The organism is Nostoc sp. (genome assembly GCF_036917815.1).
Classification (GTDB): domain Bacteria; phylum Cyanobacteriota; class Cyanobacteriia; order Cyanobacteriales; family Nostocaceae; genus Nostoc.
Genome location: NZ_JBALEK010000101.1, coordinates 82890 through 97576 on the forward strand (window position 1 = coordinate 82890; position 14687 = coordinate 97576).

The window sequence follows — 14687 nt, forward strand, 5'->3', positions numbered from 1 at the left end:
CGCTACGATCCGAGCTTAAAGGCTTCCAGAAACAGACTGTAAGTGAAACCAATTTTGAGCAGATTTAGTGAGTCTACTAAGAGCGATCGCCTGTCCAAAAAGCTACGACTGTAAAATATCCTACTAGTAATTTCCGTCAAAACTACTAAAAAACCAGCTGCCACAATGTCTAATTCTGCCCGTTGACCGGCTGTAGTAGAAACTGCGTTTCCCAGAAAAAAACCGAACAAAAAACTAATTATCAGCAACGATAGTCGCCGCCAAGGATTTAAAAACCATTGCCCCAAGCGTGTAGCAATGGCATCCAACAAGTTATTGAGACGAGTATTTTGCATTAAAGGGACTTCTGGGGCAAAGTCAAGATATCTTCAAATATATCTATATTAATTAAGGAGGATATTGGTTTTAGAATCAGCTTGTTTGTTAATATTGTATATATCTATTGGGCTTCCAGTGTTAATTCAAATTTGACCATTTTATCATCTTCAGGGAAGTATAAACCCTTAAGGTGCTTGGTTCTTCTTGGGTGGGCATTTCCCCGATCGTAGCCAAAAGCAGACTTTTCTGCCTATGCCACAAGGTTTGATTGTTTATTTATTGGAAATCCCTAAAAGGCGGCTTTTCCTCGCCCCAGATAAAATATACCAGTTAGATTTATCTAAGGTTTGAGAAAGTAAGCCTTATTAAGGCCGCCAGTACAGCACGGCGTAAATTGAACTAACATCTCAATTAATCAGACTTTTCACGTTATATGTAAAAGTCCACAAAAAACCTAACCCTCTTCCCGCGTCGCTAAGGGGGGAATTTTGAAGTCTCTCCCTAAAAGTAGAGAGATTTTACAGATACCGTAAAAAGTCAGATCAATTAAGCAGACAACAAGTTGCTTGAGCCATTTGTTAAAGGTAGGCAAACTTCCGCCATAGTGTAGTAGCGGTTTCACGGAACTTTTTTTATACAAATGAATGGGTTTAGTAGGTATCAAATTTTATTTTTTTATCTAAGGCTACGGTCAAAATCCGAAGCAATGGGTGTCTATACCTCTTGTTTGTCAAACATCAAAGAATTTATTTACTCCAAATGTTTGCTACTCACAATGATATTTATAATACATTCGTATCCTTAATTTTAGAAAAATCTATATTAGGCTACTTTGTGTGATTGTCTTTTGGGATAATAGGCTACTATTTGGTCAAGCCTAGACAAAATATTTATTTCTAATAACAACTATCAATATGAAATCTTTAGTGTATCGTAACGTCGGTGTTACAGCTTGTTGCTTGGGACTGCTTGTTGCTTTGGTGGGATGCTTTGGAGTTAGCGTATCCTTTGAGTCCACAAACCCAGATACATCTTCACAACAGCCAACTGAAACTGCCCAGTGGAACTCAACTTCGTCTACACCTGTTTCACCTGAAAAAGGGATTTCCGCTAGTCTTTCTACTCCAGCAACAATTCCAACCAGTGAAGTAAAACATAGCACTAAAGAGAATACTTATCCCGTCTTGGCAGATCGTGATAAATCAGCTAGCATTGCCAACCAACAAGGGAGTTTGCGAATTAGCAATCAAACAAATCAGCCCGTGCGGTTAGCTCTATTGGCGCGACAGTCGGTAGCAAAAGGCTCTGGTACTAAACAAACTAACTATGATGTACCGGCACATTGGGATTTTGATCCCCAAGAAGGTAGTGATAAGGGATTGATTTTATCTCTACCTCAAAATAATTTAAAGCTGGAGAAGGGAGATATTTTAGTTGCTTTTGCAGAAGATGGTTCACGTCGTTACTGGGGTCCTTATGTTGTCGGGGAAACTCAATTACCTAAATGGAATTCCCAAAACAGAGAATGGCAACTAGTACTGAGTCAATAAATAGTGCTGTTAGGGGATAGCTAGAGTTGAGCCTGTACGGAAGCAATTTTTGGAGGGTGGACATTGTTTGGCGTTTGCTCAGACGTTTATTTTTACATAGCTACCCCACAGTTGCTAAAGTGTTGAATAATGAGTAAAGAAAAATTGTTAAATTTAAAACTCCGAAGAACAAAAGATAGATAACCAACGACTATTGATTAGTGATTGTTGACTATTGACTAATGAGAATGAAACTGAGTGTTAAGCACACTGTTGATCAGTGGTTCAACAAAATAGCAAAAAATCCAGCCCTTGGTGTAACTGTGTCGATTTTGTGGCTGATGGCGATTAGCTGGATAGCTTTTGGGTCAAATTTGGGCAACACTGGCTTGGTTGATGAGACAGAGCCGCTATTTGCCGAAGCTTCCCGCCAGATGTTAGTCACAGGTGATTGGATAACCCCATTTTTCGATGGTGAGACTCGTTTCGATAAACCCGCTTTAATTTACTGGTGTCAAGCGATCGCTTATGCAATTATTGGGGTGAATGAGTGGGCAGTACGTCTTCCTTCTGCGATCGCCGCCTTAGGCTTAGTTTCTTTAGCTTTTTACACCATATACTGGTATCTGGGGAAACAAGACGAATTAGAACAAGTTTCACGTCCTACTCGCCGCTACTTAATATCTTTTATCGCAGCAGCGCTCATGGCACTCAATCCCGAAACCATTATTTGGGCGAGAACGGGTGTCTCTGATATGCTACTCACCGCATGCATGGCATCAGCATTGTTGTGTTTCTTTGTAGGGTACGCAGGGAAAGGGGCTGGGGACTGGGGACACTTCGACAAGCTCAGTGCATCGCTGGGGACTGGGAAATTGGCGAGTGGGGAGGAATTTTCCCAATCCCGGCGTGAAACGACCTCCTTTTTGCCCAATAAGTGGTACTTAGCTTTTTATGTGCTGATTGCTGGCGCAATTTTGACTAAAGGACCAGTGGGAATTGTCTTGCCAGGGATAATTGTTGGTGCTTTTTTGCTTTACGTGGGCAAGGTGCGAGAGGTGTTGCGAGAAATGCGCCTCTTCGTAGGTATACTGATAATTATAGTTTTATCAGTGCCCTGGTATGCTTTGGTAATTTGGCGCAATGGCTGGAATTACATTAACTCCTTTTTTGGTTATCACAACCTAGAACGCTTTACAGAAGTAGTTAATGGTCACTCAGCACCCTGGTATTTTTACTTCATAGTGGTGCTGCTAGGTTTTGCGCCATACTCCGTGTATTTACCAGCCTCTATAGTCAGACTAAAGTTTTGGCAGCGATCGCATTGGCGATCCCTTGAACGTTTTCAGCAATTTGGTTTATTTGCCTGGTTCTGGTTTGCTAGTATCTTTGTCTTTTTCTGCATTGCTGTCACCAAACTCCCTAGCTACGTATTACCTTTAATGCCAGCAGCAGCAATCCTGGTAGCCCTGTTGTGGAGCGACCTTTTTCCAAATATAGAGAATGAAAATGACACGGAGAAAGTATTAGATAATTTATCCTCATCCCCACGTCTCCCAGTCCCCGCATCACTCGTCTGGAGTGGTTGGGTGAATGTAGTGTTTTTATCATTTTTGGCAACAGCACTGTTTAACATAACCCATATATTAGGTACTGATCCAGCCATAAGTAACTTCCACGAACTAATTCAAAAATCTGGTTTACCAATAATAGCGGGTGCAATTTGGCTAGTTTGTGCCGTTTTGGTTGCGGGTTTATTATTAAGTCGCCGATGGAACTACGTTATCAGTATTAATTTAATTGGGTTTGTGGCGTTTATAATTTTTGTCTTAACGCCTGCTTCATTTTTTATTGATCGAGAACGTCAATTACCCTTAAGGGAATTGTCTGCGATCGTCCTAGAAGCAAAACAACCAGATGAAGAATTGATCATGCTTGGTTTCAAAAAGCCCAGTGTGGTATTTTACAGCCACATTCACGTAAATTATTTAGGATTTCCCCAAGAGGCTATAGACCATATTAAAAAACAGGCTGCCAAAGGACTAAAACCTGCCTCAGTGCTGCTGTTGGCTGAACAAAAAAAGTTTTTACAAATGGACTTACAGCCAGATGATTACAAGAATTTATCGACCAAGGGTGCTTATAACTTGGTTCGAGTTCCTTTTAAGAAAAAGAAAAATGAAAAAATAGACATATCGTAATGGGGAATGGGGAATGGGGGAGATGAGGGAGAAACAACTAATGCCCAATGCCCACTTGCCCTGAGCGGAGCCGTACCACTTCGTGGAAGCAAGCTACGCGTAGCGTCTCGTAGAGAAGGGATGCCCAATTCCCAATGCCCATTAACATTTGCCGTTGTAACCATTGACAGCTAATGCTTGATTGATCTGGCTTAACAGGTCTTCCATTGAGATCGATCGCGGTAATATTTGAGTAGCGATCGCACCCACAACAGTTTCTATGGATTCCAAACCATTCTTCTTCTGCTTGTCAATTTCCTTGTAAGCTACCCCAGGCTGAAAACTGCTTTCTGGACTATTTAAGCGCTGATTCAGTACCAAAATCGGTGGTAACTTGTCAGGCGAATCCCCTAATGTTTTCAGGGCTTTTAGCACGTCTTTGTGGATAGCAGATTCTCCTAAACAAATTAGCAGTAAGTCAACGCTTTGGTGGCGAATTTGTTGTAACACTTCTGCCCAACAAGGACTCATCGCCGCTTTGAAGCCTGCTGTTTGGAGATACTGAATTAAAGCTTGGAACCACTCAGAACCCCGTTCCGCAGTTTCACTACTAATTGAGCAATCTTTTTCTCTCCGATAACTCTTAACTTGCTTGCGTCTTACCTGGGGAAAATCACGTAGCATTGTCAAATCCACTACCAAGATGTTAGGCGGGCAACAAATACCAGAAGCAATTTGCAGTACTGATAGTAAAGCATCTGTTTTCTCCGTGCGACTGCTGTTGTCTTTAGCAAATGGTGTTAAGTAAGGAAATACAGATAACCCTGGTATCTTAGAAGCTATTAGGGTAGTTCCAACATCGCAAGTAACTAGGGGTATAGCCGCCAAACGTGGATGCCCAATTAGTTGTTGCAGATAAATTTGGGCGGTGGTGCTTTCGACATCTAGCAAAATTACATCAAACTGCCATACCCGCGCCAAAAGTTCTGCCTGATCTAGGTCATCGACTTCAATCACCCGATGTTCTCGAAGTGAGGGGTGGGGATTGACCGATTCCAACTGGGGATTCACCAACCGGAGAATTCGCAGTGGGGTTTTAGTTGGGATAATTGCACTATTGTTTAACCCTAGCTGCGGAACTGCTTGTACAGTAGATAATTTTTCGAGAACTGGTGCTAAAACCTGATGCTCTACTGGCAAACTTAAGAAACCATCGGCTCGGTTAGCAAATGCTTGATCCTTTTCGGCTCCCGTCGCGGTTACAATTACAGATATATGACGGGTTGCGGTGTCAGATTTTAGTAAAGTCAGCACATCCCAGCCTGATAGTAGGGGTAGCAACGGATTCAAAAATATCACTATTGGTTGCAAGCGCCGAGCTTTTTCTACTGCTTCTGTTCCCGATCGCGCAATCACGACTCGATATCCTAAACCTTTAAGTTGCTCGGTCAAGTCTTCAATATATCTGGCTACTGCCTCGACTACCAAAACCAACCGTTGGGAACTAGCAGGATAATGCTGTGTACTAACATGACGAGCTGCTGGGGGGTTTTCCCGTATCTGTTGGTGTCGTGTCTCCTCGTCTTCTCTGATTCCCGTATCTGGTTCAGAAAAGCCTGTTTTTGGGGGGCTGGGCGGGAGAAGTAGGGTAAACTGGCTACCTTTTCCTTCACGAGATAAGAAGCTGACATCTCCTCCGTGGAGACGAGCTAAGGCGCGAGTTAATACTAGCCCCAAACCAGTGCCTTCAAATTGGCGGGTAAGGGGATTTTCTAGTTGTTGGAATTTTTGAAAGATTAAGTGTTGCTGGTGTTCAGGAATGCCAATGCCTGTATCCCAAACGGTAAAGGCAATCCATCCTTCCCAACGACTCACCCGCAGCCCAATTTCGCCGGATATTTCGGTGAATTTAAAGGCGTTGGAAAGTAGGTGTACTAGCATCTGGCGTAAGCGCAATTCATCTGCCACCATTTGATCTAAGCCTAGTTCAATGGAAAGGCAGAATTGAGGATCAGATGAACGGGTATTTGGAGTTGGCGAAGCGGGTGTAGCTTTGGTAGTTTGAGTGTGGATAGCTTTAGCTTCCGATAAGGCGCGATCGCACACAGCCCGAATTTTCACCGGAGTCAGCGTCAAATCCATTTGCCCCGTTTCCATCCGAGTCAAATCTAAAATGTCATTCACCACACTCATCAGGTGGCGTCCACTTTGATGAATCAGTCCCGCATAACGGGCTTGACGCTCATTAAGTTCTCCCAACTGCTGATCCACCAGCAAGCGCGATAATCCTAAAACGGCAGTTAGGGGAGTTTTGAGTTCATGACTAATACAAGCTAAAAATTCATCTTTCAAGCGATTAAGTTGAATTAAATCGGCATTTTTTGCTGCCAATTCTTTGCAAAGCTGCTGCTGTTCAGTCACATCAGTAGCTAAAACTAACCACAAATCATTGCTGAGTGCAACCTCATCTTCAGCACTCATCACTTTAAATTCAGGACTATCTAAGGGAATTTTGGCAAATTGCCAGATTTGTTCTTGACCATTTTGCACTTCGACAACGCAGGTACAAGTACCCACTTGACTATCCAAATAGCACCGACTGTAAGATGCTTCTTGCTGAGTCAGTTCCTCTTCACCATCATGCTCATTCTGCCTACCATTGGCATGAACCTTGATTGCTCGTTGACTGACATATTCTGGTGTTTCCGAGAGGTTAGGGACAAGTATTGCCTCCACCTGTTCCCTAACTCTTTCTGGATCTTTCAGAGCTCCTAATTGCTGCCACCAGGCGGGATTTCGTGCTATCACCTCGCCAGTACCCGTTTGCAACATCAAAGGCCAAGGCAGTCTTTCCAGCAAGTGTACCAATGGTTGGTGTCCCAAGGACTTGGATTCATTTGGTCTAGCATCATACTCATAGCGATGCTCACCTGAACTTTGTAAGCCAGCCATACGTTCCTTAGCTAGCGATCGCAACAGGCGTGAACTATCCAGCAGCCCCAAATATCGACCATCAGAGTCAATCAGCGCCCAATCTAAATTCTGGTGTTTTTCGCCTTGTGGATCACACAAGGGCAAGCTCAATTGCTCTACACGCTCATAAGCTGATATTGTCTGTATTGGCTCAATTAGACCTTGACCCCAGGTAGAGAGTGATTGGTGTAAATTTAGATTTTTATCTTCACTATGTGCTAATAATTTTGGGATTAAACGGGCAGAATACAGCAATCCGATGGGGCATTGCTGTTGATTCACTACTACCAAGCGATCGCACTGCTCTTGCTCAAAAATCTCCAACACCACTGCCAGAGAACTTGTTTGAGGGCAGCTAGGTACGGTTGCCTGAAAGTCATAAAGCGGGTAATCTAGCATTAACATAGGGCTTTGGGGGTCATTCTTCCCGTGGAAACCTTCGGCATTTCCATCTGCCAGTTGATGGTCTTTTCGCCTGAAGCCATATCCTCTAAGAAGACTCATATAAGCAACTCTGGTTATTTCAACGCCATTAAAACAACGGGATTTTTCATCACGGACACTTGCTTGTGGACGAGTGCATTTTTCCTAGAAGCGGCGTTTTTCATTTGTCGCAACTAGCCTCCTCCAGTGTCTTACTGGTATTTAAACTCCTCATAGATAGCGACGGCTAAAACAATTATGACCCCAAAGATTCGCTTTAGAACCTTGAGGAATTATAATGATTTGGAATGCGACAATCCTTTAAGTTCGTTTAAGTATCTTATCAATGAGCAAAATAGAAAAATCTATCTATTTATATACATAGATATGCAAATGATGAATTAGCTACTGTGTCTTGCGATGCGGACTAGTACCCGATCGTCAAAGGTAGGGGCAATTCATGAATTTCCCCTACCCGAAAATCAGGATTTCGGCTATTGTTTGCGTAAGTACTGCCCAAATCGCGCAACTTGTCTGGTTAATTGAGATGGTAGATGCATTTACACCGTGCTGCACTAAGTTGTTGAGTAGCTAGCACTATCTGGTAATACAGAGTCTCTGGGGTGCAATGCACACCTAGTACTACCCTAGAAGCGTTAGCCAAACTTATCAGCCCACATTTCTTGGTCAGGGCGATCAAGGAGATATATTCAAGAATAGATGTTATTACCGATCTTGATTCTGAAACTTGATGTTAACAAATGCTTAGATAATCCAGTTGACTTAGCCAATCAAAAAGGTTTGAGGGCGTGGTCCGGGAAATTTATTGACGCAATTATTGCCAAATTTTGCTACCTACCTGTTGCTGCAACTACCTTTGCAAAAACCAACTATTTACCAAATTGTCTGCAACAAAATCCAAGTAAGACATACACTGGCAAATATATCTATGTATTTGCCAGTCAGATGCAAAAAAGCCAACAGCACTTTCAGGAGATGACTCCAGTAGAAAGGCAAGGATTATTAAGACAGCTTAAATCAGATTATAGCCTGATTCTTATAGATTATTTTAGCACAGATAAAACACTCAAAGATAAAATTGATAAATTTATCAATACCATATTTTATGCTAATATTCCTGTGCCCCAAATAATTGAAATTCACATGGAGGTAATTGAAGAATTTTCTCACCAGCTAAAATTAGAAGGAAGGAGCAATGAAACATTACTTGATTACCGCCTAACCTTGATAGATATCCTAGCTCACCTATGCGAAATCTATAGGAGTTCGATTTCTAAATAAATTAATTGATGTTCAACTTGGTACAAGCAACTGCCGTTAGTGATTCCCAATGGGCGAACGATGTTGTATTTTGATGATCGTGACTAGCCATTAAGTATATGAAGAAACCCAGAAAAACCTACGTTCTCAAGCTTTACGTAGCAGGGAATACCCCTAATTCCGTCCGGGCATTAAAAACACTCAAAGATATTTTAGAACAGGAATTTGAAGGTGTTTATGCTTTGAAAGTGATTGATGTCCTGAAAAGCCCGCAACTGGCGGAAGAAGATAAAATATTGGCAACGCCGACATTATCTAAAATTTTGCCTCCACCCGTTCGCAAAATTATTGGGGATCTTTCGGATAGAGAAAGAGTATTGATTGGATTAGATTTGCTCTATGAAGAATTGAGTGAAGAAGATTTTGAAGAGTAAGATTTTAATCATAAAAAATTGAGTCCAAACTTTAGTCAGTAGACAGGCATAATTAAACATAAAAATCAAATTACAGCTCGTAGTGAGCGATTTATCGCTCAAAACAATGATTATCAGAACTAAAGTCCTTACTACAAACTTTAATTTATTTACGCCTAGCTACTTTAGAAAAAATAGGTTTTCATCCCAATTTATTATCAAGCAATGAGTGAAAACGAGCAACTAGAACCAAAGCAACCACCGAAAATTGGGGGTTTAGAAAAAATTCGGACAATGATCGAAGGGTTTGACGATATTAGTCATGGTGGTTTACCAATTGGTAGAACTACCTTGATTAGCGGCACCTCCGGCACAGGCAAAACTTTATTCTCTCTTCAGTTTCTTTATAACGGTATCACCTACTTTGATGAAGCAGGTGTATTTGTAACCTTTGAAGAATCACCGAGTGATATTATTAAAAATGCCAATATTTTTGGTTGGAACTTGCCACGGCTAATCGAAGAAGGCAAATTGTTTATTCTGGATGCATCTCCCGATCCAGAAGGTCAAGATATCGTTGGGAATTTTGACCTTTCTGCACTCATTGAGCGCTTGCAATATGCTATTCGTAAATACAAAGCTAAACGAGTTTCAATCGACTCAATAACAGCCGTATTTCAGCAATATGAAGCGATGGGAGTAGTGCGACGCGAGATTTTTCGCCTGGTAGCACGTCTCAAACTGCTGAATGTCACCACTGTAATTACCACTGAACGTGGTGAAGAATATGGACCTGTTGCCTCATTTGGAGTAGAAGAATTTGTTTCCGATAATGTCGTAATTGTTCGTAACGTTTTAGAAGGAGAACGCCGCCGCCGCACAATTGAAATTCTCAAATTGCGCGGTACAACTCACATGAAAGGCGAATATCCCTTCACAATTACTAATGAAGGAGTTAACATTTTCCCACTGGGAGCAATGCGCTTGACTCAACGTTCTTCTAATGTCAGGGTATCTTCTGGTGTCAAAACCTTAGATGAGATGTGTGGTGGTGGTTTCTTTAAAGATTCAATTATTTTGGCAACAGGAGCCACCGGTACTGGCAAAACCCTGTTAGTCAGCAAGTTTATTCAAGATGGCTGTCTCAATGGAGAACAAGCGATATTATTTGCTTATGAAGAATCACGTGCCCAACTATCTCGCAATGCTTCCTCTTGGGGAATTGATTTTGAAGAATTAGAAGATCAAGGTTTACTCAAAATCATCTGTACCTATCCTGAATCAACTGGTTTAGAAGACCACTTACAAATTATTAAATCAGAAATTGCTGTATTCAAACCAGCTCGCATTGCCATTGATTCCCTATCAGCACTAGCGAGAGGAGTGAGCAATAATGCATTTAGGCAGTTTGTAATTGGTGTGACGGGTTATGCTAAACAAGAAGAAATCACTGGTTTCTTTACTAACACAACTGACCAATTTCTGGGAGCGCATTCCATTACTGACTCTCATATTTCTACGATTACCGATACAATAATAATGTTACAGTACGTAGAAATTCGTGGAGAGATGTCGCGGGCAATTAACGTATTCAAAATGAGAGGCTCTTGGCATGATAAGGGAATTCGTGAGTATAATATAACTGCTGATGGTCCAGATATTAAAGATTCTTTCCGAAACTACGAACGGATTATTAGCGGTGCCCCTACTCGCGTTAGTATCGATGAAAAGGCGGAACTTTCTCGCATTGTTAGACGTTTTGAAGACAAACAGAGTTCCGAACCCTAAATTTAGTATCGTAGTATGTTCTTTCTGAAGTTTAGTATCGTGCTATATTCTGTGGTGAAGACAGGTTTTCTGCCGCTAGTATTGATTTTTGTGTGAGGGGATGCGGTGAAAGGACAGCAATTATTTTATAGCTTCTTACCTGGTGTGACAGCAGCGGTCTTAACAACTCAGGCTGCTTGGGCTGGTACTGTGAAAGTAACAGGGATACAGATAGCGTCTTCTCCTAGTGTTTTGACTTCTACTTCTGGTCAAGACTTGGCTGTAGACACGACTAATACGGAACTGCCTAACACGGCAGATGTTATTGTTCCAACCCTAGTACCTGCTTTTGGTTTTACTAAACTTAGTGTGAAGCCTTTAAATAATAACAGTATTCCAGTATTCACGGCTGGAAATACTGATGTGCCAATAAAACAAGTACTTAAGAAAGGTGAAGGTAGATTTTTCAGTTTGACACCTACCTCTAATCCTTCCCAAGAGCTAGATGTTAGCCGTTCTGCTCAAAGCGACCAAAAAAACAGTAATTCACACCCGAATGGGCAGAAATTAAAGAGCGTAGTAGTTCCTGACTACACTTCCAAACCTCCTTCTGTCCAAGAAGAAATTTTGTCCATGTCTTCTGTACAGCAGCCAGTGGCTCAACAGATAAATACTGTTAATCAGTTGCAGTCATTTTTACAAACTTCAACTACCGGGTTAGGAGCAGCAAAACTGTTGTCAGCGCAGAAGTGTCCACAAGAGTTGGGGAAAAACAAAAGTGATTCCTCGGCTTCTTTGCGACTAGTCTCTAGCACCTGCTTAGGACAAAATACGGCTGGAGAACGTTTAGCTCAGAGTAATACTCAGACTCCAGCAGGTTCGGTACAGCCTCAGATTCTACCAGGAAACGTAACTCCTGCGCCGGCAGGTTTGGTGCAACCTCAGACTGTCCCAGGAAATGTAACTCCTGCGCCGGTAGGTTCTGTGCAAGTTCCAGAGAACCTCAGTCCCAATGCCAATCCCCTGCAATTTCCCACCAAGCCAGAGGAAGTGAGACTTGAGGGAAATCAGGCGATTACTTTGGCACAGGCTCTAGAGCTAGCACGGCGTAACAATCACGATCTACAGGTGTCGATATTGCAGCTAGAACGCAGCCGTGCTGCTGTCCGCGAGGCACAAGCTGCCTTGCTTCCGACTCTTGGTCTTACTGGTGATATCACTCGCAGTCAGTCTGCTTCTGGTCAGCTTGAGGACCAATTATACCAACAGGAAGGTTTACTCTCTCCTAACGCAGGCATACCTGCGACAGCTTTCAACGGATCTGCACAACTGACATATAACCTTTATACTTCTGGGAATCGGGAAGCTACCATCAGACAGGCTGAGGAACAAGAGCGCTCCGATCAACTGGCTGTAGAAACTCAGTTTGAGACAATCCGTTTGAATGTTGCCACTGACTACTACAATCTGCAACAAGCAGATGAACAAGTACGTATTTCCCAGTCGGCTGTGCTGAACTCCGAAGCTAGTTTGCGTGATGCACAATCTTTAGAGCGAGCTGGGGTTGGTACGCGGTTTGATGTGTTGCGAGCGCAGGTGAATTTAGCAAATTCCCAACAAAACCTGATTAATGCTATCTCTCAGCAGCAAGTTGCCCGTCGTCAGTTGGCGACTCGCATAAGTTTGTCCCAGTCAGTGAATATCAGCGCAGCTGACCCTGTACAATTAGCTGGTCTTTGGAACCAGTCACTAGAACAAACTATTGTCCTGGCTTTTCAAAACCGTTCCGAACTGCAACAGCAATTGGCGCAACGTAACATTAGCGAACAACAGCGACGGCAGGCACTTTCAGCACTAGGCCCTCAAGTTAGTTTGGTAGCCAGCTACAGCCTACTAGATCAGTTCAATGATAATATCAGCGCGACTGATGGTTATGCGGTAGGAGTCAGGGCAAGCCTAAGTTTGTATGATGGGGGAGCCGCAAAAGCAAGGGCAGCTCAGGCAAGGTCTAATATTGCGATCGCCGAAACTCAATTTGCTGAACAGCGCAACCAAATTCGCTTTCAGGTAGAACAAGCCTATTCTACCCTGCAATCTAGTTTGACCAATGTTCAAACCTCTATTACTGGTTTAGAAGAAGCTAGAGAAGCTCTACGTTTAGCGCGTTTGCGATTCCAAGCTGGTGTAGGCACTCAAACTGATGTCATTAACTCTGAAAACGACCTCACAACAGCTGAAGGTAATCGAGTCTCAGCAATTTTGAATTACAATAAGGCTTTAGCTCAGTTACAAAGGTCTGTTACCCTTAGAGCGCTACGCTAGTTAGCTGAAACTCAACCGTCAATACTTTTGACTGGTGTTGTGTTTGGTAATACGCTTTGCACCTCCCTTCAGGGCATCACCCAGTCCAGTAATATTTCTGATGAAAAACTCCAAGAAGCCTCATATTTCGGTGTAATTACTGAAATATGAGGCTTTTTAGTAATAAAAGCTATATTGAAACAAGTCTTGGCGCTAATTGTATAAATTGAAGACAGTTCCGTGGGCTAAAAAGTAGAGACGTTGCATTGCAACGTCTCTTATTAAGTCTTAGGTGGTGTAAATGATCTTATGTTCAGGTACAATGTCGCCGCCGGAAACTGTCTGAGTCAACACAGCGCTTCTACCGTGTGTGATTCTAAGGGAGATTATTCTATGTCAATTTCCGATGTGCTTCGTACAGTCTCGTTCTTCCACGATTCCAGAGGCAAACAGTTCAAAGTCGGCGGTTATCGACCAGATCCTATTGATCCAAGAGATAAAAAATACGGTGCTGGACGTTATCAACCAGAACAGTTACCGCCAATGGTCGATTTACGTCCCCACATGACAGAAGTGGAACAGCAGGGAGAATTGAACAGTTGTACAGCGAACGCAATGGCGGGAGCTTACGAGTATCTGGCGATGCGTCAATTTGGCTCGGCAGAGTATGTGAGTCGCTTGTTTATTTATTACAATGCCAGATTCTCTGATGGAACCGTTGAGCAGGACGAAGGAACTTATTTACGCACCTGTATTAAGGTACTGCGAACATACGGTGCTTGTATAGAAAAAACTTGGCCTTATAGTCAAAATAAGGTGTTTGAAAAACCCCACGAACAAGCTTATGAGGAAGCAGAAAGCTTCTTGATCGATGACGCTGAACGAATTGACTTGGATTTGTACGCAATGCGCCACTGTTTAGCGGAAGGTTATCCCTTTGCCTTTGGTTTGCAGCTGTTCAGTTCCTTTGAGCAAGCTAAAGATACTGGACGAGTACCAATACCAAATTCAAGCACCGAGAAACTTTGTGGCGGACACGCAATGCTGTGCGTAGGATATTCTGATCAAGATCGGATGTTTTTGGTTCGTAACTCTTGGGGGCCAAGCTGGGGAGACCAAGGCTACTGTTACATTCCCTACGATTACATTACCAATTCTGAGTTAAACGGTGATTGTTGGACTATTAAAAGTGTAACCGACCTCGACTTAAGTCAGGATGTCTGGTGCGATGAAGGCTCCTTCTTTGATATGGTTCTCTCTCTGGCTGTTAGTGAACTAGAATTTGCACAGAACGAGGATGAAGATGAATCCGAGGATGACGATGAAGATGAATCCGAGGATGACGATGAAGATGAATCCGAGGATGACGATGAAGATGAATCTGAGGATGACGATGAAGATGAATCCGAGGATGACGATGAAGATGAATCCGAGGATGACGATGAAGATGAATCCGAGGATGACGATGAAGATGAATCCGAGGATGACGATGAAGATGAATC

Annotated in this window: 9 protein-coding genes; 7 read left to right on the forward strand and 2 right to left on the reverse strand. The window is 42.6% G+C overall.

What is annotated here, in order from left to right; all coding sequences use genetic code 11:
* Window positions 1-2: 2 nt before the first annotated feature.
* Complete coding sequence (locus V7K97_RS31185) at window positions 3-335, reverse strand: DUF565 domain-containing protein (protein WP_334804839.1); 333 nt, start codon at window positions 333-335, stop codon at window positions 3-5.
* Between the two features lie 897 nt (window positions 336-1232).
* On the opposite strand from V7K97_RS31185, the gene V7K97_RS31190 reads away from it, so the two are divergent.
* A complete protein-coding gene (locus V7K97_RS31190; RefSeq protein ID WP_334804840.1) occupies window positions 1233-1868 on the forward strand; it encodes a hypothetical protein in 636 nt (211 codons plus the stop codon).
* Window positions 1869-2089: 221 nt separating this feature from the next.
* Complete coding sequence (locus V7K97_RS31195; RefSeq protein WP_334804841.1) at window positions 2090-4048, forward strand: ArnT family glycosyltransferase; 1959 nt, start codon at window positions 2090-2092, stop codon at window positions 4046-4048.
* Between the two features lie 141 nt (window positions 4049-4189).
* On the opposite strand, the gene V7K97_RS31200 is transcribed toward V7K97_RS31195, so the two are convergent.
* Window positions 4190-7405, reverse strand: a complete 3216-nt coding sequence (locus V7K97_RS31200; protein WP_334804853.1) for an ATP-binding response regulator — start codon at window positions 7403-7405, stop codon at window positions 4190-4192.
* A 738-nt stretch (window positions 7406-8143) separates the two neighbouring features.
* On the opposite strand from V7K97_RS31200, the gene V7K97_RS31205 reads away from it, so the two are divergent.
* The 5 genes from V7K97_RS31205 to V7K97_RS31225 all read left to right on the forward strand — a co-directional run.
* Window positions 8144-8725, forward strand: a complete 582-nt coding sequence (locus tag V7K97_RS31205; RefSeq protein ID WP_334804842.1) for a KaiA family protein — start codon at window positions 8144-8146, stop codon at window positions 8723-8725.
* A gap of 98 nt (window positions 8726-8823) precedes the next feature.
* Window positions 8824-9138 (forward strand): circadian clock protein KaiB, encoded by a 315-nt coding sequence (kaiB, locus tag V7K97_RS31210; RefSeq protein ID WP_334804843.1) that lies wholly within the window; start codon window positions 8824-8826, stop codon window positions 9136-9138.
* A 204-nt stretch (window positions 9139-9342) separates the two neighbouring features.
* A complete protein-coding gene (kaiC, locus tag V7K97_RS31215; RefSeq protein WP_334804844.1) occupies window positions 9343-10905 on the forward strand; it encodes a circadian clock protein KaiC in 1563 nt (520 codons plus the stop codon).
* 105 nt (window positions 10906-11010) lie between these two features.
* Window positions 11011-13206 (forward strand): TolC family protein, encoded by a 2196-nt coding sequence (locus V7K97_RS31220; protein ID WP_334804846.1) that lies wholly within the window; start codon window positions 11011-11013, stop codon window positions 13204-13206.
* 288 nt (window positions 13207-13494) lie between these two features.
* On the forward strand, window positions 13495-14687 hold a 1193-nt coding region (locus tag V7K97_RS31225; protein ID WP_334804847.1), incomplete at its 3' end, for a C1 family peptidase.

Bases quoted from the DNA above. Each gene is read 5' to 3' on its own strand.
- V7K97_RS31185 (WP_334804839.1), bottom strand. From the start codon at position 335: ATGCAAAATACTCGTCTCAATAACTTGTTGGATGCCATTGCTACACGC.
- V7K97_RS31190 (WP_334804840.1), top strand. From the start codon at position 1,233: ATGAAATCTTTAGTGTATCGTAACGTCGGTGTTACAGCTTGTTGCTTG.
- V7K97_RS31195 (WP_334804841.1), top strand. From the start codon at position 2,090: ATGAGAATGAAACTGAGTGTTAAGCACACTGTTGATCAGTGGTTCAAC.
- V7K97_RS31200 (WP_334804853.1), bottom strand. From the start codon at position 7,405: ATGTTAATGCTAGATTACCCGCTTTATGACTTTCAGGCAACCGTACCT.
- V7K97_RS31205 (WP_334804842.1), top strand. From the start codon at position 8,144: ATGTTATTACCGATCTTGATTCTGAAACTTGATGTTAACAAATGCTTA.
- kaiB (WP_334804843.1), top strand. From the start codon at position 8,824: ATGAAGAAACCCAGAAAAACCTACGTTCTCAAGCTTTACGTAGCAGGG.
- kaiC (WP_334804844.1), top strand. From the start codon at position 9,343: ATGAGTGAAAACGAGCAACTAGAACCAAAGCAACCACCGAAAATTGGG.